The following is a 24,207-nucleotide window of genomic DNA, read 5'->3' on the forward strand; positions in this document are numbered from 1 at the left end:
CATTAAATTCTTTTGTTGCTGCATGGCGATTACTTTCAATTGATGCTTCGTTTATTGATATAGCAATACTATCAATTTTTTTACCCCAAAATACCTTGCTATTTGCTCTTCGCCATTACGTTTTGGGAAATCAAAGATCCAATATTTACTAATGATTTGCCGTGGCATAGTATTATTATCACTATAATAAACTTCTGTTACCGGCTTATAATCTTTAATCCCCTCCTTTTCAGCTAATAAATCATATTTCTTTTCAAATTTTGAAAAATCTTCATCATCAAATGCTTTAAAATAATTAAATGCAGCTAAATAAAGTTTCCGGCCATAATCAAGTTTAGGATCGTTTGCTTTGCATGTTTGAATGTATTCATAAACAGATTCAATTTCCAACTCATTAAACGACAACTTAGCTCCTAGTTTAGAAATAATATAATTGCATTCTTGCTCTGTAATGTTATGTTTTTGAAGAATTCCATCTTCTAAAGTCAATTGAAATTTATTCAAAAATGGAATATCGTTGTTGTCCAACAAGAATTCACTGAAATTATACAATATTTGTATCTGATATTGAATATAAGAAGGGCAAATTATTGTATTATATGCCTGGCTGTATTGGGACCATAGTTTATCACTGTGACTTTGTTCAATTTTTTGCTTTAATCGTCCATCTTTTGAAATAAGTAGAATAAGTTTTTCTGCACTTATATTTTTGAATGTCTTATCAAAATCAATTATCTCATCCCCCTCAAAATGATATTGTGTAACTAATGGCGGTGTTTCAGCAAACTTATCAAACACATAATTCAAATATTCATTTGACTCGAATTTTCCTTTTGCAAATTTTATCGGGCTCAGAATAATATGTTTATTTACGCCAAGCCATAGAAAAAATCTCTCAATTATTTCAATGTCTTCTGTTGTTTCAAAACCAAAATTAAAAGGTGAACCTAGATAATTGTCTGATGAATAAATATCTTCAAATATTTCTTCAGTTAATTTTCCTGTTGGGTAGTATTCACTTAAAAAAAGTTCATTAGATCGCTTTATTTCACCTCTTTTATTTAATAGTAATAATTTTGATTGTAGAATATTCTCTCGCTCTTTATTATGGTTAAATATTGTATATAGTGATTTAATAGCTTTTGAAATATCCTCTTTATGATTTGTGCTTGAATCGATTTTCTCATTAGTCTCGCTGATAATTGTGGAAATAACATCAATAATATCGTTAGAACCTATGTTTACAATAGGCGACAAAACTCTTTTTAAAGCTCTGGAATAATCACCTTCATCTTCTTTTTTATTTTCATCCAGCCTTTGCTTTAATACTTCTTCTAGTTGCTTTCTTAGATCTATATCAATAAAAGAGATATTAACAAAATTGGGAATATGAAGTTGATCAATTGATCCTTTTAAAATGGTAAATACCCTATTGTTTTCAGAAATTATCTCACCCAATGAATCGATCAAAAGAGGAAAGGTTTCTTTAGTGTTAGATTCATGATAAATTTTAAAAACATCATCTAACAAAATTGTTATTAATTCTACCCGTTCATTTATTTTGTTTTTCCCTAATGATTTAGAAATTGATGATATGCTTTTTTTAAACTCTTCATGGCTTATTTTATTATTAAATTCAAATCTTTGTATCTCAACATTATCTTCCGCCCTTAACAAAACATTTGGGAAATATTCTTCAAAACCATTTTGTGAAATCCAACTTGAAAAATCATTATTATAAAAAACAATCTCGTCCTTAGTTCTATATTGGCCATCAAGACAAGGGTAGATAGCTAATGCTTTCTTTTTTTCTAAAAGTTCGTCAAACAAATATTTATTAAGTAGTTTATTTTCTGAACTGCCAACAGGTGTTAATAAATGAAATCCTCTCCAATCGGCTTTTGAACTCTTTTGCAATTCATTAGTGGCCAAATCACATAATAAATTAGCGATTTCTGTTAATACGAAATGATTCTCAGGCAGGTCATTAATGTGATTTCTAGTTGGATCCAAATCAAAAGAGGCGTGAATTAAACAAGGAAAGTGAGTTTTAACCTGTGTAGGAAAGTAAGTAAAGAAGTTTGTGTCTTGGTCTGATAAATCATTTTTCCAGCCAATTTTTATTTGGTAATGTTTTTCTTCATCAACGTTAAACTTTTTTTCTCCTGTGTCTTTTACGTTCCAATTAACAGAATTAATGCTTACTAATGATTCATCATCCTTATTAGGATTAGTTTTGCTTATTGCTGTTGGTACCCCATCAATCGAATAAGTTAAGTTTTTTATATTATTAAGGAAGATAAGTATCTCAGGTTTGAGTGCTTCAAGCTGATTTATAATATCTTTTTTTGCACCATCTTTATAATTCAACACTATAGTAGTTTGCCATGTAAAATTCTCAATAGTATTAGGTGTTAATTTAGGAATGGCCAAAATAGCAAATGGCACAAAGTCTTGCAATGGCTTTTCTTGTTCAATTAGTCTATTTCTTAAATTTTTATCAGTAACAATTTTTTCGAAGTTCTCTTGAGCAATGAGTGGTGAAAATTTTAAGATAATTTCTTTTGTAATTATCTCAATTGAATTAGTCCAGTTTAATATTGAACGGAAACCGAGACCCTTGTTGCCGATAAATGTTTTTTTATTACCTTTTTTTACACTATTATTGGCAATCATTAATGAAGCAATTCCTTCTATTGTAAAGGGATTACCATTGTTTGAAACAGTTAGAGTCTTGTTTTTAGTATCTAATTCGATAAGAACTTTGTCTGTCCCTTCATCATCGGCATTTTGAAGTAATTCCAATATTTGACGGCCATTATAAGCTGCCGTTATTCCAACTTCGCCTCTATAATCGCTTGTAATTCTGCTCGAAGATTTATAAGTATTATAATTTTCGGTAATTAAATCATTCACTCCTTTGACAAAAGGAATAGTTTCAAAATCTATTTTAACGGCATTCTCCATCTGTACTTCTATTTTAAATCTCTCCCCCAAATGTGCCCAAGCGCGTTTGTAATCTTCTACGCAATCGCATATAGTAAAGGGTGGGTAATACGTGTTTTAGTAATAAAAATGAGGGAGTAGCTCATGGCTAAAATAGCAAAAATCGGGACGTTGGGCAAATATTATGCAAAAACCAAGAATTTGCGTAAAAAGCAAGTATTCTTGCGAATTCTCATGAGGGCATTCAATTCCTTGAGAATTCTCGTCCAAACTATTAACAAATGGGTTTACAGAGCCTAGTTGCTTGAAAATTGTCACGTTTTTTTTATGAATTTGAGAGAGTTTTCCACCCATCATTGCTTATCTAATTTTATGTCCTAAAACATCAAAATTAGTATAGAAGAACGCAAGGTATATGCGCAGAGCGATCACTTAAATTTTATTCATCAGCCAATTCAAGAATACAGCTTGAAAATGATTGAGTTCGTTTTGAACATTCTCGAGTTTCAATACATACTTTTTACAAATCGCTTTCCTATCATTTGCCGGTGATTCTATAAAAGCATTAACGAAACCATTAAATTTCTTATGAAACTCTGTACAAGGATTTTTTTTGATGAAACTTTCATAGTAATCAGTTCTCTTTAAAAATTCATCATCATGAACATCGCCTTTGCCTATTCTACATAAAATATCCAATACCCGTATATCAAGGTAGTAATCTTTATAGATGTTCTTTTTTACATTTTTTTCGAAGGACTCAATCCGCTTATTTAATTCTTCGTAATTTTTTGAAAGGAATAAAATCACAAATGCATTCAATTCCATTCGGAGAGGAAAATCCAAAATCTCATTCTCGTTGAACAGTTCTATTTTTTTTCTTGATATATTCTCAAGATCAACAAGTCCATTAATATCCAGAGGGCCATGGTCATTCTTTAAGGTGAAAATCGTTTTTAACTCAAACAATTGTCTGTAAATAAAAACCGAAAGTTCCAAATTGAATTCTTTCATAGAAAACGCATGGTACAACTTATGTTTTATTGATTCGTAAGCACTTTCAAAATCTGAAATATCATTTGAAAGAATAGCTTTGTACATTCGCTCAATTTGAAACAAATATGATTCTACATCAATAAGTGCTTCCTGTGCCTTCTTTTCATTTATACCAATTGTTTTGCCTTTTCCAAAACCTTGAAAAGCAAATTTAAACGCACCCATTCCGCCCTTCCCTTTCAATTCATATTCGAACAACTCTCTTTCATGATTATAAATATTCAATAATCCATAAAAGGTTGATTTATTAAAATCTTCATTATCAAAAGAATCTAACTTGTCACCTTCAGCTAGTGTATAATAAGAATTGCGCGCAATTGCTGTAAATGGTCGGATTAGTAATTCGAATTCTTCGATTGTTTTTTCATCTTTTTTATTCAAATCGACCCTATATCTAACTTGCATTACAAGTGCAAAAGCTCTCAAAGAAAGATAAAGGGTTCGTTCTTTTAAGTTTTCTTTATGCACCTCTTTTAATAGATCGACAGCAGAAAGAATGTTTTTAAGCGAAATAGAATACAAGCCTTTTTCAAACAAGGCAACACCAGTATCTAGAAACTCGACAATTTTCGCTTCCGTTTCGTCTGAATTAACTTCTCTATAATTCTCAGCAATAAATTTTAGTAGTTCAGCATGTAGCTTTTGATTGAGGTCATCTAAGCTCTTTGTAAATAATGCAGCTTCCTTTTTTAAGACATTTTCCTCAATATCTAAATTGTCAGTTTGCTTTTGATAGAGCTTATACAACTTTACATAACGATGCTCCTTTCCGTCAGATGGCTCCTTTCGTAAAGAATACTTATAAAATGCCTTTGCCTCATCTTTATTGATTTTTTTGGCAATACTAAATATTTCAGAAGCTAGTCTTTTGTTCATTATGTGCCTTTTTGAATTAAAAATTTCACTAAAACGTATAGATAAATATATAAAAACAACACCAATACTCCAAATTACCAATAAAATCAGCCACAATAAAGGATATATCAAAAAATTTCAAGATATGCCTTTTTGAATTTTCAAAATACTGGAATGTAGAATGTAGATGTTCGAATTTTATATCCGTAAACTTAAAACCAAAAAACATGAGTAAAAAATCAAATCAAAGGGCTGATGTAAAAAACCCAAACAATGGGGCTTACAAAGCAGACATGGACAACAGAGCAGGTCTCTTAAATCCACGAATTAACGAAGAGCATCCTTTAAATATTAGGCAAGATGCGATTCCAAAAGCTTAATTAAGCCAAAATTAAAATGCGGAAGCCGAAAAGCATATAGAGTAGGCAAAATACTAAAATCGATATCCAATGGCAAAAAGTAGTGGATTAGTAAATGCTCCAAGTCAAACGGGAGGTAAATCAGGTGGTGGAAGAGGAAATAAGTAACTCTCCTGAAACTAAAAGATAAATATTAAAAAGGGAGGGCCAAAAGCCCTCCCTTTTAAATAAATGCACTCGGGCAAACTCAATAAATTATCAGGTTGCTCTCCGTCACTTACTGTCTTGATGTATTTATTGCCGAAACGACTAGTACTAACAATTACGTTAACGGTGCTGCCACCTTTTGTAACATAAAATTCATATTTATCACTTTCAATGTCTGCGATAGCATCTGCTTGAGATATTCTCCAATTCTTGCCGTCAGCATTCTTTCCGCCAATTTGGGTTATTCGCTCATGTGCATTTTGTCTGTCTGCCTTTTTAATACATAAAATTTGATGTCTTGAAGCCATTTTGTTTTGAATTTAGTTTTTAATAAAAACAAAGCTATTTAAGAAGAACGCAAGGTATTTACGTTGCGCTAAAAATGGGCTAAAAAACAGCCAGAAAACATGATTTTGGAATTATTTTTAAAATAATTGCAAATAAATGGTCTTTTTGATTTTTCTGGACTATTTATATAAGTACACCATAAAAGGCTACATAAACAATGAAAATTTACAAAAAAGAAATCATTGCAGGTGCGACTATAGTTGCAATTGCGTGGGTTGTTGTCGACCACACAGACAAAAAAGCAAAGCGTTATGCTGAAGCTAAATTACAAGAATTCATAGATGCCTATATTGGGGCTCGTGGATTCAACTTGTACAAACACACTCAACCTGATACTGTTGGTGTTATGATTACATTTAATACGGATGATTGTCCTACTGAGGAATTCGAAGTATAAAAAAAGGAGGCGAATAGCCTCCTTTTTTTTTGCAAAATTATTAATCGAATTTAAAACGAGAAACTCAGCATTTAACTTCTGCATTTAGCGCTTCATACAACATTACCATTGCCAATGTATCCAACTCACAATACTTTAACAAACCAGAAACAATTTTAGCTCGTTCACGCTCTTCCATAATTTGATATTGCAATTTGGCATACGCAGTTAATGCACCTCCACCATCTTGAATTCCATTCAATTCAGAAATTGAGTTTTCAATTTCTTCTTCTGTCCAGTCATCAAATAAAGGTGGTAGCTTTTTATATGGGTTTATAACATTTCCTTTTTCGTAATTCAACCAAACATGGGAGTCTGAGAAATTTTTACTCGTAAGTTTTAGTTGACCAATTGTTTTTTTGTATTTGTTTTTTAAAAAATCAGATCCTTCCAAAATAGCAGGCAAAACGAATTTGATTCCATTGCCTCCTTTCATTTTTGGATGATAGTAGAATCTTTTAACAACATCGAGTAAATCAATCATATTGCGCACAGGAGTTTCCCAGGTTGCTGTTCCAGAATTTGTGGGAACAGCTATAGACTGAATAAATTCAATTAAATCATCTTTATCCTTTTCTTTTGAATTTAGCAACTGATTACGAATTGCATTTAAAATAGAGTTTTCATGAGTGGCATAACGAAACACTGATCCTTTATTGGCCTCCAAACTCTTTTTTAAAGCACGAATAAAAATAAAATTCGGGAATTCTCCAGGTTTGTGGCTAATGAATTCCCCAGCGTGTTCAATACGTCCATCCTCATATAAAATATGATGTGAAAATTGAAAAGCAACTTGCATGCATTCCTTTTGTAAATGGTAAGGCAACAGCGCTGGTTTCAAAATCAATAAAGTTTAATGGGAATTTCCAGGAACTCATTTCCGCTTTTAAACCCTCCTTTTCAACATGAGCTGTATTATCACCTGAAACAGTTTTTTCAATTTGAATCCATCTTCTTTCGGAAGTTGTTATTGAATTTGCTTCCACCTCTACATCCAAGTCATCTTCCGTGAGCTCTTCCATGAAAATTTTATCCTGCTCCTCAAATAACTTTTTACCTCTTGCAAAGTTCCACACTTCGAAGGTGTTTGGTTTATCAAATTGCTTATCCGTCCAACCCTTTTGCTCCTTCCAACATTCTTCGAAACCACTTTTTAAGATCTTTTCATCTTTACTTTTCGAGAATTCACAACCTTTGCAATGCCAACCTACAGGATGATTTATTTTTTTATCCTTTTCGTAATGCTCAGAAAACAATTTTATCAATTCAAAAAAATCAAGGTCATAAACTTTATCTTCACCTTTATAAATCATCTCCAGAATATCATCCATTGGTGCCAAACCCAAAACAGAATCGCCCGTATCTTTTAATGTTAAACCATCAGGCATTTGAATTCCAGTCCGATTTTCTGATTTTCCTGTTATTCTGAACAGTTGATTTAATCCATCAATACTGGCATTCTTGGTTTTATCAGCAAGCATCAAAAAAGCTTTTACATTCCAGTTAGGAAAGCATTGAAGAATCACATGTTTTTGAAAAGCTAAATCATATAAATAGGAGCGCCACCCTGAAGAAATATTCTCTTTTCTTCCGAGAAAGTCTGGGTTGTTTGAATCAAACGATTTCGCCTTAACTTCTATAAGCTGAATATTAGTTCCTTTTTTTACTAATATATCAGTACGAATGAATAAGTTCTTAAATTTAAAAGCTGCTTCATAAATAATTACATCTTTCTTTGCTAAGAGTTTGTTTGTTTGCTCTACTAACAAATCATAATCTCCATCGTTACCAGAAATTAATACTCCACCTGGATAATGCAAACGCGCTAATTCTTCCACCTGAAAACCGCCTTCTGCTAATGATTGCAGAAATGTGTCCTCTTCTTGTTTATTAGCATACTCTTTCTTTCGAGTATAAAACAGTTTGTTCGGACAATCCAAAGCTAGTTTAAAACGAGATTTAGTAAGGTAACGTGGTTTCATGTTCTGTTTTCTTAAAGCTAATCTATGAAAAATAAGGGTTAAAGCCAATTAAATAGCGTGCCCGTTATAACCGTATCATCCTTTAATGATTTTACTTCAACTCCAGAGTAAGTAATTTTATGCAATAATCGAATGGTTAATTGAGGTGTAAAAAATTGCAATATGTGTAATTGAAATTCTTCAGGAATGAACCTATCGATGTTCATTCTGTATTTTGACAAATGTCCTTTTTCCTGATAGCCAACGACAAAATTAGGTTTATTTGTATCTAACGTGTCCTTGAGAAATTGTTCTTGATTATCAAACAAGGGAAATAAGTTTGCATCATTTATCAATTCATGGAATTGGTAGGTTTTGATTCGCTTTCTATTGAACCAAATTTCCAATTGACCTCTTTCTGATAAATTAGCACCACGATACACCCCTTTGTTATCAAAATCTTTCCATGTGGAATAATTTTTTGTGTCCGTTTTAGGTATTTGATATTTAGCATAAAACTCATCTTCAAATAATAAATAACCGAGTGAACGCTCCTCCTTTGCAATTCCCAAGTTTAATTGGTCTAATAACAAAGAAGGAACCTCACACACACAAACATCGTAACCTGTGCCTATTATATTAATTAGGACTTTATTTTCTGATTTCAATTTTTCAGGTTGTGAGAGAAATTAATTTATCTATATAATTCCTAAGCCAGATGCTTGAACTGCACCTCTGAAATTTTGCAATTGCAAATCAGGAATAGTTTCCAAGTATTGGTGCAATTCAGTTAGTGCTTCAGGCTTAAATTTTAATAACATTTCTACATTCTCCACAAATGTAAATTCCGGTTTCCAAAAGAAGTTTTTGATGCAATAATCATAAATAGTTATTTGAGTTGCACCAAAGCGTTTATCAATAATTGAAAATTGATTTTGCAATCCGTTTAATGGCCAATAGTCTATTGACTTCAAATTTTTGTTACCTAAACAAATAATGCGTTTTTGAACAAAATAGGGCCCATTTTGAAAGGTAGTCAAATTATTTCCATAGCAATTAAAATTCCCATAAATGTATGCTGGAGAATTCTCGAGCGATTCAAGTAGATTATCAGAAATATCTAAATCACCCCAAACCTGATAGAATTTAATGGGAAACTGACGTAAGCCACTATTTGCCCAATTAATGCTTTCGTAGACGGTAATTTGTCCTTTTGTATCAATGTGATACTTAGTAATTCCAAGCTGAAGTAGTTGTTCCTGAATTGTCATAATACTTTCAATGTTTTTAACGATACAAAGAAAATACATTAGAACGCAGGGTATGTGCGTTGGAATTATTTATAAAGAGAATATGTCGATTTTTCTATATCCACAGTACTAGAACCACTATAAAAGTGAGGCCTAAGGATGTCGTTTTCGGAAGAAAATTCTACTATTGGTTCTAGTTTTAGGCTAAAATTACTCGACTGGGATACTACATTATTTCTCAAAGAAAACTTTGCAACCATTTCCAAATATTTATAAATTTCTTTGGGTGTTTTTGTTCCATTAGCAAACTTGAAAGGAGCAAAGGAATAAAACAAGTTTTCTTTTGAAAAGTGCTTTTCGATAATAGATTGAATTTTTTCTGATTTTTCAGTACGTTTTAGATCCACGTATTGGGAAGACATCCCTTTTATGAAATTTTTAAACTCTCCGTTCTCACGCATATATTCTTCCTTATTTGCATAAGCTAAAATGCCAAAAAGGGAGTCCGCAGCAACAATTGTTTGGTCTACATTCCCAACTCTTTTTAATAGTGAATTTTGATTCTCAAATTTCGACAAGAATTCATTATTGAAAATCATGTAAGTGTTTGAGTAATTGAGATGCAAAAAATGGTCAATAATTCTATTCTTGATGCTGTTTTTTGATTCACCAACATAGTATGGAACAAATGATCCATCTTCTCTTCTAAATCCCCAGATATAAATTCCAGGGGAATTCGCTTCTCTTTTTGCAACCAATTCATCATAAGTGTATAATTGTGAAAAGTGCAATTGAATATTTGACATGGTTTATATCTTTACGAGTTCTATATTAAATGTAAGAAATTTATTTTCAACTTGAAAATTCTTGACAACAGTTGAAGAATTCTCGAGGTTTCTCAAGAAATACTGAATACCGGAAAAACCACAACCGGCATACGACAAAAAACTCGTTTTCTCCAAATCTGAGAGTTTAACATTGAATTGCTCCTCATAATTTGCCAAAAGTGTCCAAGAATTCTCGAGCGCTTTTTTCTCAATAATCTTAATTCTGATTCCTTTCAGTTGTGATTTCAGCACTTTCAATTCGTATAATTTTGCCTGAAAATCAAAAATATATGGTTGAAAATTATGTTCATTCAATAACTTTAGAATTTTACGTGTATTTTCTTGAGAATTCTCGGGATAACTCACGCACCATTGGTTTAGAAGCCCTATATCAATAATTACCTTTTCCATTATTTATCGAATTAAAGTGGGATAAAACTCACAATTTTGCAAGGTTTCTTGAAATTCGGCATTACAGAAAACTGTATTCAATTCTGCCATCCGATTTTCTGAATCAAGTAACAGCCATTCTTCTATATGAAGGAATCCACATAACATTCGAGTAATTAAATCCAACAAGGTTAAATCAGATATTTTAAAGCCATCGTTCTTTTCTTTCCACTGATTAATGTAAATCAATATGCGCATAAGCTCCGCTTTGTTCAAAGGGATAACCTCAATATTGTATTGCTTTAAATCACTTTCATCTATAAAATGGGTACAATACATGGAAATGACAGAGCCTGGTAACATGAAGGATGTTGATATTGAATTGGCTAGTCCGTTTGAGAATAAATTAGATATTCGATCCGATTTTTTGTTTAGTCGCTCAACAACCGATTCCTGTCTTTGCAAGATCATGTTTTCTTCACCTTCATTTAAGATGCCCTCTTCACTTCGAACCATGTGCTCAAATCCCTTTAGTGTCATTTCTTCTTCAATCGCTTTTCTTTTATAAGAAGTAATGTTGATGGCCTGCAATTGAAAATCAAAACATACCGCTTGCAATCCAGACTCTCTATTCATATATGCAAAAAATGGATTTTTTGCTTTTTCCGTTTTACTTGTTCCAGGATTTGCTAATGTGCTTAACATTGAATAATCTAATAATACTCTTTTCATCTCATTTACTTTTCGACAAAGGGACTGAGTTTAAACGCAGAGTATTTGCGTGATGCTTTTGATTTTGATATTGCTACAAAACATAGCAATTAGGATTTCTTAACTCTTTCACGTGCGAAATGAATTTTCTCGTTAATCACCATACGCAGGTTTAAAATCTTGTTTAGATTCCCGAATTCGTTAAATATCTTCTCTTCAATATTTTTGATTCCTTTACTGTCGAACTTGTCTTGTTGGAGTGCCTCAAATATTAGCAAATCGCAAACAGTGGATAGCAACCAATCAATTTCTTCTTTGTATCCGATTGTAGCTATTGCTCCTGTCTTATTCAAGAAGGTTTGAATCTTACGTTTATCCATTCGCAATGTTGAACAAGAACCAAAGTGAATTACATTACCCAAACATTTATCCTCGAGTAATTGCGAGAGTTCATCAATTGTGTAGCAATCTTTGCTATTTAAATAAATCCCTTCCTCTTGTCCATGAAAAGCCAAATACAAAATGGGGTATTTATTAGAAACTGACTTCTGCTTCCATTTATTTAGAAAGAACTCCAATTCTTGCCGTGTTGCACAACTGTGATGTATGAATTTGCAATAGCCTCTGTTCTCCAACAAGTTTAGTATTGGTAATACGCTCGACTTATCTTTAATGTTCGTATGATCCCACAATCCTTCTATGCAGTAAATCCCTTTCTTCTTTATTTTCATATTAATTAGTTTGCAGGAAAAAACCTATGCTCTTGTTTTTCCCTTTTTTAACGAAGAGCTCGTTTTCACAATAGTCTATTATTTCATTTATCCCACAAGGCTTATTTGACAATAGCGAGTTCATCAACATCTTTTTTGTGATGTTATCTATTTGTCCTCCCGAGAACTCGAAATCTGTGGCCAACTTTAATGCTTCATCCTTAGAAATTGAATCGATCTTACTTTTCCAAATCTTTGAGCGAGATTCTATACTTGGCTTAGAGAATTTGATTTTAAATAAAAATCTACGATCAAAGGCTGAGTCCAAATTGTGAATCAAATTGGTAGTTGCCATGAGAATTCCTGAGAAATTCTCCATCTCCTGCAAAAGAACATTCTGCATGGCGTTATTCATTTGATCGGTACTATGTGCCACATTTACTCTTTTTGAAATAAGGGCATCGCTTTCATTGAATAACAATATTGGAGCTTCATCAAAATGTTTTAATGCTCTGCGATAAACATTAAAAACTTCCTTTAACTGCTTCTCGGATTCACCAACATATTTATCGCGAATTTGCGAGATATCTACCAGTAAAATGTTCCGCTTACTCTTTCGAGCCAATTGATAAACACTTTCTGTTTTACCCGTTCCTGGGTATCCATGCAAAATGGCCGTTACGCCTGTAGGTAAATTCCTTTGTTCTAACCTTTCGACAACAGATTTATACTTTGCTGGTTGAATAACTTCTTCAAACATTGCCAGCTCTTTCACTTCTGTTTCATCATAAAATAGGGCTTTCTCCTTAATTGATTCATGCTCAACCAAAATGCAGGGACCTGGATAAAAGGTTTTGCGATCGAATAAAATAGATTCATCAGCAAAAATGCGTTCCGTTGCTCTTCGTGTAAATCGCACATACTGATCCGTTTTGAAATGATTATCATTAAACTCAAAAACATCCGCAGACACTAAATAAGCTGTCCGATTTAAAAATCGCTTGCGCATATCCACACGATGCTGAACCTTCAGAATGTATTTACTCAATCCCCACAATAAATCAATGGATTCTTCCCCCCTGGCAAGTATCGGTTAAAACATAAATGAAAATCAGCTTTTCGTTTTCAGACAAAGTGAGTTCATTCATATACTTAAAAACCGGAAAATGTGCGAATCGCTCAACATAAAAATCAATTTCTTCATTCAAATGATCAAATGTGATATCACCATCGCGGTAATCGCCTAAAGTCCTGAACAATATTTCAGAAACTTCAAACAAGCCCATCGTATCATCAATTGGCTCACGTTTTTCACCTTTAGAAACCAACTCAATTAAATCAAATGGAACTGCAAAGCAAACGTGCTGCTTCTTTCGATTGTTATTACTTCCTGCCTTGATGATATGTTTTTTCTTTATTAGTTCGTTCATATCTGGATCTAGTCGGATCATTTCGAAAGGACTGCAATTCAATACGTTTCCAATGTCACTTGCGGAGCAAGATGTCTCTGTTATTGTTAGATAGAAAATGGCACAAAAAAGCATGGTCTGCGTTTCGGTGCATTCCAAATAATCCATAATTGGCTGAATCTCCGATTTAAGTAAATCATTTTGTCTTAATGCTGATTCATCTTTAGCGGTCATCAATTTCATCTGATTACCAATAGATTCAATAGAATCAAGCAGTGTGATTTTCGTTTTAATTTTCATATATTTGTTTATTACGTTGCGGAAGGAAGGCATTTCAGTTTTCGGTACAAAATTCCGAAGTCAAAACGCAAACAAAGTGCGTAGTAAATATTTAGTATTAATTTTCGCTTAATTACTCCAAATGCCAGCAAATAAAGAAGCCCTAATTAGATACCGTATTATTGACGGTGCTTTGCGTGATAAACAAAAGCCCTACCCTACTTTAGGAGAAATCGTGGAATTATGCGAGAATGTCTTGGGTAAAAGCTTTTCTGAATCTACTATCCAAAAGGATATTTATGCTCTCCGAAACGATCAGGGTTTAAATTACAATGCGCCAATAGAATTCAGCCGTCAGCATGGTGGTTATTATTACACTGAAGACAGTTATACAATTGCTTCCATAGCACTTACTGGCGGAGAACTCAATGCGATAGAGTTTGCCGCGGGAATTCTCGAGCAATTTAAAGGGACTGAACTGCATGGCGAGTTCGATAATGCCGTTGAGAAGATCCTCCAAACATTAAGTATTCGCAAGATTTTAAAGAACGAACAAATTGAAAAAATCATTCAAGTTGAAAAAGCTTCCTATTTTAAAGGCACCGAATACCTTTCGCAATTAATTGAGATCATCAAGAAATCTCAAGTAGTTTCATTCGATTATCATTCGTTCGAGCGAGATGGAGCAAAACGACACATCTTGCACCCATATCTATTAAAAGAATACCGCAATAGATGGTATTTAGTTGGCTATCACCCCGAATACAAAGCCATCCGCACATTCGGAATTGACCGTATGGATAATCTGAAATCTGGAAAAGAGAAATACACCATGATTGAAAAGTTTGATCCTATTGCTTATTTCAAACATTCCTTTGGTATTTCAATTTCTGATAATAAACCTGAAGAAGTCATTTTATCCTTTGCTCCATTAGAAGGGAAATACATTAAAAGTCAAACGATTCATTCAACTCAAAAAATAATTACCGATACTGAAAAGGAATTGCGTATTAGTATTAACGTAATGGTTTCTTATGAACTTCAAATGCAAATCATGAGTTACGGTGACCAGGTGAAAGTGATTAAACCTGCTTCGTTGGTGAAAGTTGTGAAAGAGATGCATAAGAGGGCTGCTGAGAAATACTAATCTAAGACCTTAGTCTCAATTAAACATTTCTCCCAAAAGTCTTTCCAAAATACTTCAGGTTCATGATTTAAGAAGTAGTCTTTTAATTCCTGCTTCATAACATCAAAGGACTCCTGAAGTGAAATGGAGCAATCAACTTTCTCTCTTTAATAATCGTCTTCGTCTTTTTTAAAAACCTCACGGTGAAATCCCTCTCTATTCCCTTTATTTAGATAATCATTCACCGCTTCAAACATTTTTATAGGATGAAGATGTGTCCCACATTCAGAACTCATAAGTGAGGGAGCAGTGCAGTTGCCAATAAATTTCATAGGCTGACGGCTATATTCAAGACGGCCATAATGATCACGATAGTTTGAGTAATAAACCTGGTCGATTAAAACGTTCCAAAACAACGACACAACAAAATGTGGCCTAATTTCATTTTCAATAACATCCAAATAATTGTAAAATGGAATTAAATGAAAATATTGAATTGTAATTTCATCTTTTTTAAAATGATTATTCCCTTCAGTGGGAATTTGACCTACGAAACGACCTAAATCTTTGTCGAAATAATTTTTATAATATGTTTGAAAGTCCATAATAGAGTAATGTTTAAAAATCAGTTGTAAAGTCTATTGATATATTCGACTTGCATTTTATATTTGTCTTAGAGAATTATAAATAGGATCCTCCTTCCCCCTCACCTGTCCTACAAAATCAATCTTTCCTTTTATTTTTAATACAAATGTATTCACCAACTGATCATCAACTAAAAGTGTTTTAAAATGCTTCATAGTAGCCTTTTCGATTCCATTTACTTTTATGTCGTGTAACATCGCTCTAATATTCCTGATATATTTTCTGTCCACATTGGTTTTTCATTTACCTTAATTCCGTAACTGTTTGCTGACTATATTTGCTTTGTAATCTTACTTTCTTATTATTTACCTCAAATTCACAACCAACAATTAAAGCTTTTATTTTCAGAATCATTTCATCAGAAATCTTCTCATTTGAAGAAAAGGTCAAATCATCCGCATATCTCGTGTAAGTCAAGTTATAAAAACTTGCTAAAGCAATTAGTTGTTCATCCAATTTTAAGCTCAATAAATTTGCAACAACGGGGGAAGTTGATGCTCCCATGGGCAAACGACCTTTCCAGCAACAAATAAGAGCAATACATGTTGCCAGGTCTTCAGAAAAATTAAATCTACCCGATTGAAAGAAATCTCTTACTTGTGTTGATGTAACAGAATGAAAATAATCTTTCAGATCAATATTTAAAACATAATCCTTACCAACATGATTTTGAGCATTTGAAAATATAGTACAAGTGGATTGTTCTCCTTTAACAGATTGAATAAAACCATAAACATGAGTAGGTTTAATTTTATAATAAACAGCCTGTAAATAATCATTTAACCTCTTTTGAATCAAAGAAAGATATTCATTCGGTGATTCAATTACCCTTTTTCCTCCCTTCTTTTTAGGAATAGAGAACTCAGTATAACTTGCATTTTCAACAACCCTTTTAAAACTATTAAATTCAAAATGTAACAGGTTTGCTAAACCCTGGCTATTCTGCAAGCGCTGAAAATGAACCGTTTTAGAATTAACGCTATAAATTGATTTTTTATGTTTCATTTGATTTGAAAAAGGGAAAAACCGTTAATGATTATCTAAAACTGATTTCTTCTAGGTCAATTTTTCTTTTCGAAAAATTTACCTAGAAAGATCCTATTATCACATTGTGATAACGGTTGCAGGTACACAACCTAAAGCTTAGGCTCGCTCATAATCTTTTTCTAACGGTTCTTCCCAATATTATTAAAATGGATGATCTTCATCAATGTCGTTCATTTTTGAACCTCTTACAATTTTATCAATTGATTCCTTAAATTCATCCTTACGAATTTCTTTAAAATATTCAGCACCATATTGTTGTTTCTTTAAAGCCACTAAATCGATGTCTTGAAACTTAGTACAATTCCCAATAAAATTTAATTTCGCTGAATCCACCACTCCTTCCCTATTTTTCGCAATAATTATTTCTGCCATTCCTCTGGTGTCTGTCCCATATTCATCTTCAGTAATATTATAATATTCGGGACGGTGAATGAACAAAACCTTATCAGCATCTTGTTCAATTGCACCAGATTCACGCAAATCAGAAAGTTGTGGCCTTTTGTCTCCTCCTCGGGTTTCAACAGCCCTGCTTAATTGTGAACTAACTACAACGGCAATATTATATTTCCTAGCCAAGGCCTTTAATTCACGACAAACTTTGGATATGTCCGCTTCCCGATTATTTTCTCTTCTACTTTTTACTTTAATCAACTGAAGATAGTCTATGAATACTAACTCAATCTTCTTCTCCTTTACCAAATAATCAACTTGAGAAATGATATCATCAATTGAAAAACAAGTATCTTCTACCGTTACATTTGCTTCCCCTATTGCTTTGGTTCTGAATAGTATTTCATCTATTTGTGAAGGAGTATTTTCTTTAGAAGCTATAAGGAACGCTGGCATCTCCATAAAAACGCTTAGCAATCGCATCAAAATTTGTTGTGCTGAATTCTCAATTGAAAAATAGGCCATCGGTCTTTTGCTTTCAATCAAGTTAGCCATTATGGAAACCATAAATGCAGTTTTACCCATGGCTGGCCTTGCTCCAATAACGATTAACTCTCCTTTAGGCAATCCCATTAATATTCGGTCCAAATCCGTGAATCCAGTTGGAATGGCTGAAAATAGTTTACTATCACTACCTGGTTTTGCAATTGCTAACATCGTTTCAAGATATAATTCCTTAAAAGTTAATTTTGCATTCTCCTTCCTGAATTCATTGCTAAGAGAAAGCACCTTGCTCGTCCATTTGTTGACAAGATCTTGCTCTGATAAACCTTCGTATTGAACATCCTTTTCAATTTCAACAGCATATTCGGAGAGTGTTTTTCTTATTGTTTTTTCCATGGAGTAATAATTTGATACAAAGAGAATATTAATTCTTGAATCTATTTCTGTTTAAAAATTGTTTCATGCTGATATACATACTTTTAAAATTTTCTAACAAATGTTTTTTTATTGATTGTTTAACAATTAACTGTTTTCATTTTCGGATTGCCATTTTTATCAATCACAACCAACAAACCTCCTTAGCATATCCTCTACAAACCAATATAATCAAGCCAAGAACTATGGCCATATACGTATAATGCCAAAAGTCCAAAAAGATACGCGTGCAAAAATCAAACTTGCTAACGCAGTCTATTTACGTAGTAAACTTTATTTTCTTTCATACTAAAATCAAAACAGCCTTCGTTATGATGAAAACAAACCCCATGAAAAAGCTAATTATACTCTTCAGCATTTTTACTGGTATAGAATCAGTAAGTGCACAAAACATCGACAGTTTATTTTATTCGGGTCAAGACACAACAGGTTGGGCAAAGGAAATTGCAACAGAAGAAGCTGCTTGGTCTTGGGCAGATACATTATGCGATGGCAATTATGATTATATAGATAGTTATGTAATGGGAATGAAAAAGAAATACAAGAACATTCCCGATCTAGCAAAGGACATTAATCTGGCCTTTGATACAGAACAAGAAAAAATACGTGCCATTTTTATTTGGATGACAAAACATATCGCATACGACTATGTAGAATTGGCAAACAAAAACAGAAGCATTGGCGGAAGTGTTAGCTATTCTAAAGGCACGCCCAAAGTTGTTATAGCAGAGAAGTGGGAAAAAATCTATTTCAAATATGCCACAAAGGTACTTCGCGATAAAAGAGGAATTTGCGAAGTTATGCTACCTTATTTTACGAGTTAAAATACACAAACGTGAATTCTGAAATAGTACATGGTTTTGCAGATGAGGATGAAGAAAAGATTGCAAAATACAGAAAGCAAAAATACGTACCAACCAACCATGCATGGAACAGGGTTCTTTTAAATGGAGAGTGGTTATACATAGATGTTACCTGGGCTAGTAACGGAAAATACAATACGAACAGAAAAAGAACAGAACCGATTGGGTACACTCCATACTATTACCTAGTAAAAGAAAGCAATTTGTATCCCGACCATGTAGTAAATGAAAAACGAAGTAAAAGAAGGAATGAAGTAGTAGGGAATTACTAAAACTAAATACTAATTAATACTAAAACGCTCTCTTATGAAAACTAAACTAACAATGGTGTTGCTGTTGATTACACTAGCTACAATCGGTCAAAACTCTGATGGATTTATATCCTCAAATGCATACAGACTTCAGCAAGTTTATCAAATTAGCCCGAAAACTTCAGATACGGCTGACTACACTGATTTTTTTACGAAAGAAAATGGTTTTATTATTATTCTGAATTACGTTGAAAACAAATCAATTTTCTCAGTAGATGCAGGCAATGAGAACTTAATGTTTATTGGTGCGACTAAAACGGACAACAATGCAGAGGAAAAAGATAACACCATTTATACATCGAATTTTATAGCAGGTGGTGTAGATAGTTTGCAGAATGTGACCATAACAAAAACATATCTGAAAGGCAGCTTTGAGGATAGCGGTGAAAAAGTATTTTCATTCTACATGACTTGTAAAAATGACACTTGGGAATTTATCACCACGGAAGTAATAACTGGCAAAAAAGATTTATAAAATGTTTAAAAAAGGACAACTAGTTATTACTATTCGAAAGCACCCAAATGGACTATTCAAAAAAGGAGAGTTATTTATAATCCAATCCGTAAGAAGAGCTTCTTGCGATTGCATGGAGTGCATTGTCGACATAGGAAAAGAATCCTACAAAGCGGTACACTTTTGTGGTGATTGTAATGTACCCTTAGCCTCAATGTCTATAATATACTGGTTTTCTAATCGATATTTTGCTCCAGCCAATCCTTCTTTTGCTCAAAAAATATTAGATAAAATTGAAAATGAATTAAATTCCTAAAATTTATGGTAACATTTAAAACTAAAAAGAAAGACCTCATTAAAATATTCAAACATCTTTGTCCACAAAGAAGGAAAAGATATTCTAAATACAAAACTGACGATTGCGAAATCACAGTTACAGCAGCCAAAGTAGCCTTCGCTTCAAGAGGTGGAATATTTAGCCTTGATTGCGTAACAATAGGAACTGTAAAGGTTGTAGTTCCTGTTTATTATCTCTTTGATATTATTGATGTCGATCCATCTGAAAACATAGAATTTTCAATAACAGAAGGAAGCATGAAAATAAATAACGTTACAATTAATGTAAACACCTGTTTTTTGAAAGATGATAAAATTTTGCGTACCATTAAACTACCTATAAATTACAATTCGGCAGATGTGATAAAGTTATTGAATGATCATACAGAGGAAGAATTGCTATTCAACCGTGTATACGGCAAAATAATCAAAGAACTGTCTCGTTTGGAAAACAATATTATTGCAGCATATGTAATATTAAAAGAATATGGAGTTACGCACGAAGAAATAGAAAAGTTGGTTGTTCCGAAGCTGTTAAAGGATGGGAAGATTCCAAAAGAATATTAAATTAATACAATATGAAAATTTACTTAGATTTTGACGGCACAGTTGTAGAGCACCAATACCCGGCAATTGGCCAATGCAACGATGGTTGCTTTGATATAATTGAGAAGTTGTATAATGCTGGACATGAAATCATTTTAAATACGATGAGAGTTGAGTTCTCGAATGGAACATTGCAAGAAGCAATTGAATTTATTAATCGTGCGATGAAAAATTTGAACATTTCTCAAATTGATTCCTTCAAAAACACTGACCATAAATACGAACCTACCAAGTGGGATTGGGATCTCCATATTAATAGTGGGCGTATTTTCATTGATGATGTATGTGAAGGCATACCATTAAAAAACTCAATAACAACGAGTCGCAAAATGGTTGATTGGGATAAGCTCGATCTTGAATTTATAGAGCATGGCATATATGTAACAAGTGAGAAATAGTGTAGCTGTTTACTTTGCTTCACTAATTTCATTAGAAAATAAGCAAAATGAATACTATAAAAAAGCAGTAATAAATTTCAAAAAATTGTTTTGGGGTAAAATGTGTATTGTTGAAGACAAAGAGGTTGAGAAAAGAATGTTTCAGTTTAATAAAATATTAGAATAAAAAGAAAATGAACATTATGTTAATCATCAAGTTGAAATTAAAAAGGAACTACAATATTTTGCTTTGATTTTAGCCCACACTTGCAGAAACTCAACGATTCACCCCTGAGAAATAAGTTGTAAATCAGAACGATGTAACGGCTATACATCAATGGATCAGGAAGTTAAAAGAATAAAAACACTTCAAAATTTAAAATATAGTAAATTTCGAACATAATTTATTACTCCAATTCTTTCTGAAGCAACTTGAGATTAAAGATCTTTTGAGAGGTATGAAAATCTCCTTTTTCTGAAGTATATTTAAAATTTGCTATCAAAAGCACAAAAACTGTTTCAATTGGCAATGATGTCGCGTATGCATATTTTTGCTTTACCCCTGCATCAACAAATGTATAATCCCATTCATCCTTTTGATCCATGGTCTTTTATCAATTATTTTCTTGAATTTGATTTGATTGTTTATTTCTTTTCCTCCTTCTTCAAATTCATCTTTATCAGTAAGATAAAAAAGATCGAAGGAAAAGTCTTTAATATAATGTCTTACTAACCCTTTGTTTTCAATAATCGAAATGACCTCAACTAAATGAGACTCTTTTTGAGTACCAATTAACTTTAGATCAACATCAAATTGAACTTTAGGATGTTTTTCTCTTTGCAAAACAAATCGCCAGAATGTCCAAGCACCTCCGATCAATATGGCAAGAATTCCTAAAACATCTTTTACATATTCAATTTTACATTCCATATTCTCCATTTAAACTGTTATTATATTGAAATATCAACAACCTCAACAACGGTTACTACATTTTTAGGAATCGATTTGAATGCATCATACCAAGCCTTCGTGTTTGCATCAATTAAACCGATACAGCCTTGGGTTCCAATATAATCGCCTCCATCAGGATGAATCCCAATACCGTTTCTATTAGTTGAAAACTGAGGTATCAAAAGCTGAAACCAGCAATTTTTCAACGAATCACAAAAAGAATTTTGACCTGCCTTGTCTAACAGATCGCTTCTCATAGCATGATATAACCCCAATGGCAATTCACCCCGGCCATAAGGTCCTGAAATAGCCCCGGACTTAAGATTTTTTTCAGGCCATCTTAATGTCCCATAAGCTTTTTGATTTTCTCTTCTTTCGATTGTAAATTTGATTGGCATAGCTATTCGATTTTAAGATTATTTAATAATTTGTTAGTTAAATTTAGTGATCTATTTTTTTTTAGTTTATAAGAAATTTTGTTCCGTAGGACTCTTCTGCAATGTCCGAACTTCCTTGATAATTAAAATCATACTTAGCCGCAGTATACAATGTTTTAGTAATGTATTTAAAGATTGGCGTTTTTATTTCAAGAATGCCATGCAGAAGACTATATTTTACTGAAACATTAAGTAATTGCTTCAGCCATTCCATTTCTTTCGGATATTGATTATTTCCAATGGAAAATATTTCTTCTGAAAGTACAAGGCTTTTTGAACATTCAAGAGTGCAAGGAGTATAAGGCAAGAGAGATAAACCTACATCAGACAGGAGCCTATTCATCCTCCAATCTTGGGGAAGGTGAATTTCATTAGTACCTGATCCTTTTCCCAGAAAGGAATTAAGGCCAGGAACACCATAATTATAAGCACAATTTAATGATGAAGCAGTACAACAAGATAACGGAGAATTCAGAATATTTAAATTGGTAAAAAGTGATTCTTTTATTCTAAGTTTTAATACTTCTAATTTTTCTTTTGTTCCAATCATGACCATCATTTTGTTCTGGGAGTCAAGAGACCCTTCCATCGCTGCAATTGCTATATCCGATTTTTTTAACTCAGAGAGTAACTGAAAAAACTGCCAAGGTTTAATTGTTATTACTATATAAGGAAGAAGGCTTCTTTTTATACACTCAGCATAAATTAACGGTAGTATATTGTTTATTTTTTCAATCCTTTCTTCCCATATTTTTTTTGCTTTATTACTTGACCAGGACCACCTTAGGAAAAAAGGTGTTTTTTCCAAACTAAGAATATTGTCAGGATTAATATTTGCTGACAATCTATGCAAAGGAATATTGTTACCTTCCGTAAGCCCTTTTATAAAATTCAGTTCTATTTCTTTTCGGTTGCGGTGAAGTGAAAGGGGCTGAATTCCTTTTTTTATAATTCCCTCCTCGAGATGACTAAATAGTTGTTTAAAAAGACTACAATCCTCTGTGCGATTACGCCAATCATATCCCATGGAAGTGCCTGGACAATGACCTTTGCACATAAGAAAAACCTGCAATCCTTACATCCTCCAGCATCCTGAGGAGTAAAATATAATGCTATCTGACGCTCATGTCCATGCTTTTCAGATTTAACCATATCTACTCCGTCCTTATTTGTTCTGCCACAATTTGAATATTGGCCATCACCATTAATTCCCGTAACAGCAGCAGTAGTATAGGGATCGCAAGAATACCACACACAGGAAACCTTGGAATCATCACCTCTTAACAACATCTCCATTTCATCAAGAACATCTATCTCTAAATCTGATAGAGTTATCTTGAGTTTAGCAAAAGCTAAAAGAGCTGTAAAATTTTCATTTTCCGAGAGACTAATATCCTTTCTCACAGATTCGTTGTTTACTTCTAAAGTGTGAACCCTAATAGATCTTATACCTTTTTCATGCAATCCTTTTACCCATTCTATAAGTTTTACCAGCTTATCATTGATCGCATTTTTTTTATGAATCGTAATAATTATACTTACTTGGATAAGCTCTTTTCTCAACTGCAAAATAGTTTCTTCAATTTTTGCTGTAAGTTGGCGGGTATGTGTTAAATTCTTACTCCACCTGACGTCATTCAGTTCATCAGGACCATCGATTGAAATTCCAACTGAAACATTATACTTTTTAAAAAGAACAATATGATTGTCATTTATTAAAGTTGCATTAGTTTGGACCGAATTATTCCCATATTTTTCATAACCTAAGCTCCACAATTCTTCCAAATCTTCTAATGGCATCAATAAAGGCTCACCTCCAAAAAGAGTGAAGGGCTGCCTTTCACGAAGAATCGCAGTTTTTATTTTCTCAAGATCGTAGCTTTTAGATATATTACCTGAACTACGTGTTCCTTCCTGATAACAATATGTACAACGAATATTACAAGCATCCTTGAACGGACGTATTTCAATTCCCATTTC

General features: G+C 32.9%; 27 protein-coding genes and 1 pseudogene. 8 read left to right on the top strand and 20 right to left on the bottom strand.

Annotated features, from left to right (window positions below; genetic code table 11):
• Nucleotides 1-51: 51 nt before the first annotated feature.
• Nucleotides 52-2,967, bottom strand: a complete 2,916-nt coding sequence (locus IPP64_11650; GenBank protein MBL0330043.1) for a hypothetical protein — start codon at nucleotides 2,965-2,967, stop codon at nucleotides 52-54.
• 411 nt (nucleotides 2,968-3,378) lie between these two features.
• A complete protein-coding gene (locus IPP64_11655; GenBank protein MBL0330044.1) occupies nucleotides 3,379-4,974 on the bottom strand; it encodes a hypothetical protein in 1,596 nt (531 codons plus the stop codon).
• A gap of 110 nt (nucleotides 4,975-5,084) precedes the next feature.
• Between IPP64_11655 and IPP64_11660 the strand changes: the two genes are divergently transcribed.
• Nucleotides 5,085-5,237: a hypothetical protein gene (locus IPP64_11660; GenBank protein ID MBL0330045.1), complete on the top strand. Its 153-nt coding sequence runs from the start codon at nucleotides 5,085-5,087 to the stop codon at nucleotides 5,235-5,237.
• A gap of 158 nt (nucleotides 5,238-5,395) precedes the next feature.
• Here the strand turns inward: IPP64_11660 and IPP64_11665 are convergent, their stop codons facing one another.
• Complete coding sequence (locus IPP64_11665; protein MBL0330046.1) at nucleotides 5,396-5,731, bottom strand: DUF3892 domain-containing protein; 336 nt, start codon at nucleotides 5,729-5,731, stop codon at nucleotides 5,396-5,398.
• Between the two features lie 197 nt (nucleotides 5,732-5,928).
• On the opposite strand from IPP64_11665, the gene IPP64_11670 reads away from it, so the two are divergent.
• Nucleotides 5,929-6,168, top strand: a complete 240-nt coding sequence (locus tag IPP64_11670; protein ID MBL0330047.1) for a hypothetical protein — start codon at nucleotides 5,929-5,931, stop codon at nucleotides 6,166-6,168.
• Nucleotides 6,169-6,232: 64 nt separating this feature from the next.
• Here IPP64_11670 and IPP64_11675 read toward each other — a convergent pair.
• The 9 genes and pseudogenes from IPP64_11675 to IPP64_11715 form a co-directional block, all read right to left on the bottom strand.
• A pseudogene (locus IPP64_11675) lies at nucleotides 6,233-8,189 on the bottom strand (DUF2779 domain-containing protein).
• A 38-nt stretch (nucleotides 8,190-8,227) separates the two neighbouring features.
• Entirely contained in the window at nucleotides 8,228-8,836 is a 609-nt protein-coding gene (locus tag IPP64_11680) for a hypothetical protein (GenBank protein MBL0330048.1), read from the bottom strand.
• A 30-nt stretch (nucleotides 8,837-8,866) separates the two neighbouring features.
• Entirely contained in the window at nucleotides 8,867-9,439 is a 573-nt protein-coding gene (locus IPP64_11685; GenBank protein ID MBL0330049.1) for a hypothetical protein, read from the bottom strand.
• A 65-nt stretch (nucleotides 9,440-9,504) separates the two neighbouring features.
• Nucleotides 9,505-10,224: a hypothetical protein gene (locus IPP64_11690; protein MBL0330050.1), complete on the bottom strand. Its 720-nt coding sequence runs from the start codon at nucleotides 10,222-10,224 to the stop codon at nucleotides 9,505-9,507.
• Between the two features lie 3 nt (nucleotides 10,225-10,227).
• Nucleotides 10,228-10,656 (bottom strand): hypothetical protein, encoded by a 429-nt coding sequence (locus tag IPP64_11695; protein ID MBL0330051.1) that lies wholly within the window; start codon nucleotides 10,654-10,656, stop codon nucleotides 10,228-10,230.
• 3 nt (nucleotides 10,657-10,659) lie between these two features.
• A complete protein-coding gene (locus tag IPP64_11700) occupies nucleotides 10,660-11,367 on the bottom strand; it encodes a hypothetical protein (protein ID MBL0330052.1) in 708 nt (235 codons plus the stop codon).
• 89 nt (nucleotides 11,368-11,456) lie between these two features.
• On the bottom strand, nucleotides 11,457-12,077 hold the full coding sequence (locus IPP64_11705; GenBank protein MBL0330053.1) for a hypothetical protein: 621 nt from the start codon (nucleotides 12,075-12,077) through the stop codon (nucleotides 11,457-11,459).
• 1 nt (nucleotide 12,078) lies between these two features.
• Complete coding sequence (locus IPP64_11710; GenBank protein MBL0330054.1) at nucleotides 12,079-13,104, bottom strand: ATP-binding protein; 1,026 nt, start codon at nucleotides 13,102-13,104, stop codon at nucleotides 12,079-12,081.
• Between the two features lie 13 nt (nucleotides 13,105-13,117).
• Nucleotides 13,118-13,765, bottom strand: coding sequence for a hypothetical protein (locus tag IPP64_11715; protein ID MBL0330055.1), 648 nt, complete (start codon nucleotides 13,763-13,765; stop codon nucleotides 13,118-13,120).
• Between the two features lie 121 nt (nucleotides 13,766-13,886).
• On the opposite strand from IPP64_11715, the gene IPP64_11720 reads away from it, so the two are divergent.
• Nucleotides 13,887-14,891: a WYL domain-containing protein gene (locus IPP64_11720; GenBank protein MBL0330056.1), complete on the top strand. Its 1,005-nt coding sequence runs from the start codon at nucleotides 13,887-13,889 to the stop codon at nucleotides 14,889-14,891.
• Between the two features lie 146 nt (nucleotides 14,892-15,037).
• On the opposite strand, the gene IPP64_11725 is transcribed toward IPP64_11720, so the two are convergent.
• The 4 genes from IPP64_11725 to IPP64_11740 form a co-directional block, all read right to left on the bottom strand.
• On the bottom strand, nucleotides 15,038-15,475 hold the full coding sequence (locus IPP64_11725; protein ID MBL0330057.1) for a hypothetical protein: 438 nt from the start codon (nucleotides 15,473-15,475) through the stop codon (nucleotides 15,038-15,040).
• 57 nt (nucleotides 15,476-15,532) lie between these two features.
• Nucleotides 15,533-15,712 (bottom strand): hypothetical protein, encoded by a 180-nt coding sequence (locus IPP64_11730; GenBank protein ID MBL0330058.1) that lies wholly within the window; start codon nucleotides 15,710-15,712, stop codon nucleotides 15,533-15,535.
• Nucleotides 15,713-15,758: 46 nt separating this feature from the next.
• A complete protein-coding gene (locus IPP64_11735) occupies nucleotides 15,759-16,520 on the bottom strand; it encodes an RNA-directed DNA polymerase (protein ID MBL0330059.1) in 762 nt (253 codons plus the stop codon).
• A gap of 183 nt (nucleotides 16,521-16,703) precedes the next feature.
• Nucleotides 16,704-17,852 (bottom strand): AAA family ATPase, encoded by a 1,149-nt coding sequence (locus IPP64_11740; GenBank protein MBL0330060.1) that lies wholly within the window; start codon nucleotides 17,850-17,852, stop codon nucleotides 16,704-16,706.
• A gap of 368 nt (nucleotides 17,853-18,220) precedes the next feature.
• Here IPP64_11740 and IPP64_11745 point away from each other — a divergent pair, with 368 nt between their 5' ends.
• The 5 genes from IPP64_11745 to IPP64_11765 all read left to right on the top strand — a co-directional run bounded on the left by IPP64_11745 (nucleotide 18,221) and on the right by IPP64_11765 (nucleotide 20,859).
• The gene (locus IPP64_11745) at nucleotides 18,221-18,715 is read left to right on the top strand and encodes a hypothetical protein (GenBank protein ID MBL0330061.1); all 495 of its coding nucleotides are present in this window, start codon (nucleotides 18,221-18,223) and stop codon (nucleotides 18,713-18,715) included.
• Nucleotides 18,716-18,726: 11 nt separating this feature from the next.
• Nucleotides 18,727-19,026: a hypothetical protein gene (locus tag IPP64_11750; GenBank protein ID MBL0330062.1), complete on the top strand. Its 300-nt coding sequence runs from the start codon at nucleotides 18,727-18,729 to the stop codon at nucleotides 19,024-19,026.
• Nucleotides 19,027-19,060: 34 nt separating this feature from the next.
• On the top strand, nucleotides 19,061-19,540 hold the full coding sequence (locus IPP64_11755) for a hypothetical protein (protein MBL0330063.1): 480 nt from the start codon (nucleotides 19,061-19,063) through the stop codon (nucleotides 19,538-19,540).
• Between the two features lie 300 nt (nucleotides 19,541-19,840).
• Entirely contained in the window at nucleotides 19,841-20,422 is a 582-nt protein-coding gene (locus IPP64_11760; GenBank protein MBL0330064.1) for a hypothetical protein, read from the top strand.
• A gap of 11 nt (nucleotides 20,423-20,433) precedes the next feature.
• Nucleotides 20,434-20,859, top strand: coding sequence for a hypothetical protein (locus tag IPP64_11765; GenBank protein MBL0330065.1), 426 nt, complete (start codon nucleotides 20,434-20,436; stop codon nucleotides 20,857-20,859).
• Between the two features lie 535 nt (nucleotides 20,860-21,394).
• Here IPP64_11765 and IPP64_11770 read toward each other — a convergent pair.
• The 4 genes from IPP64_11770 to IPP64_11785 all read right to left on the bottom strand — a co-directional run bounded on the left by IPP64_11770 (nucleotide 21,395) and on the right by IPP64_11785 (nucleotide 24,204).
• Nucleotides 21,395-21,778: a hypothetical protein gene (locus IPP64_11770; GenBank protein MBL0330066.1), complete on the bottom strand. Its 384-nt coding sequence runs from the start codon at nucleotides 21,776-21,778 to the stop codon at nucleotides 21,395-21,397.
• 11 nt (nucleotides 21,779-21,789) lie between these two features.
• Entirely contained in the window at nucleotides 21,790-22,188 is a 399-nt protein-coding gene (locus IPP64_11775) for a hypothetical protein (GenBank protein ID MBL0330067.1), read from the bottom strand.
• Between the two features lie 61 nt (nucleotides 22,189-22,249).
• On the bottom strand, nucleotides 22,250-23,284 hold the full coding sequence (locus IPP64_11780) for a hypothetical protein (protein ID MBL0330068.1): 1,035 nt from the start codon (nucleotides 23,282-23,284) through the stop codon (nucleotides 22,250-22,252).
• Nucleotides 23,173-24,204: a radical SAM protein gene (locus tag IPP64_11785; GenBank protein MBL0330069.1), complete on the bottom strand. Its 1,032-nt coding sequence runs from the start codon at nucleotides 24,202-24,204 to the stop codon at nucleotides 23,173-23,175. The genes IPP64_11780 and IPP64_11785 overlap by 112 nt, the downstream gene beginning before the upstream one ends.
• Nucleotides 24,205-24,207 lie beyond the last annotated feature (3 nt).

Source organism: Bacteroidota bacterium (assembly GCA_016722565.1).
Classification (GTDB): domain Bacteria; phylum Bacteroidota; class Bacteroidia; order 2-12-FULL-35-15; family 2-12-FULL-35-15; genus 2-12-FULL-35-15.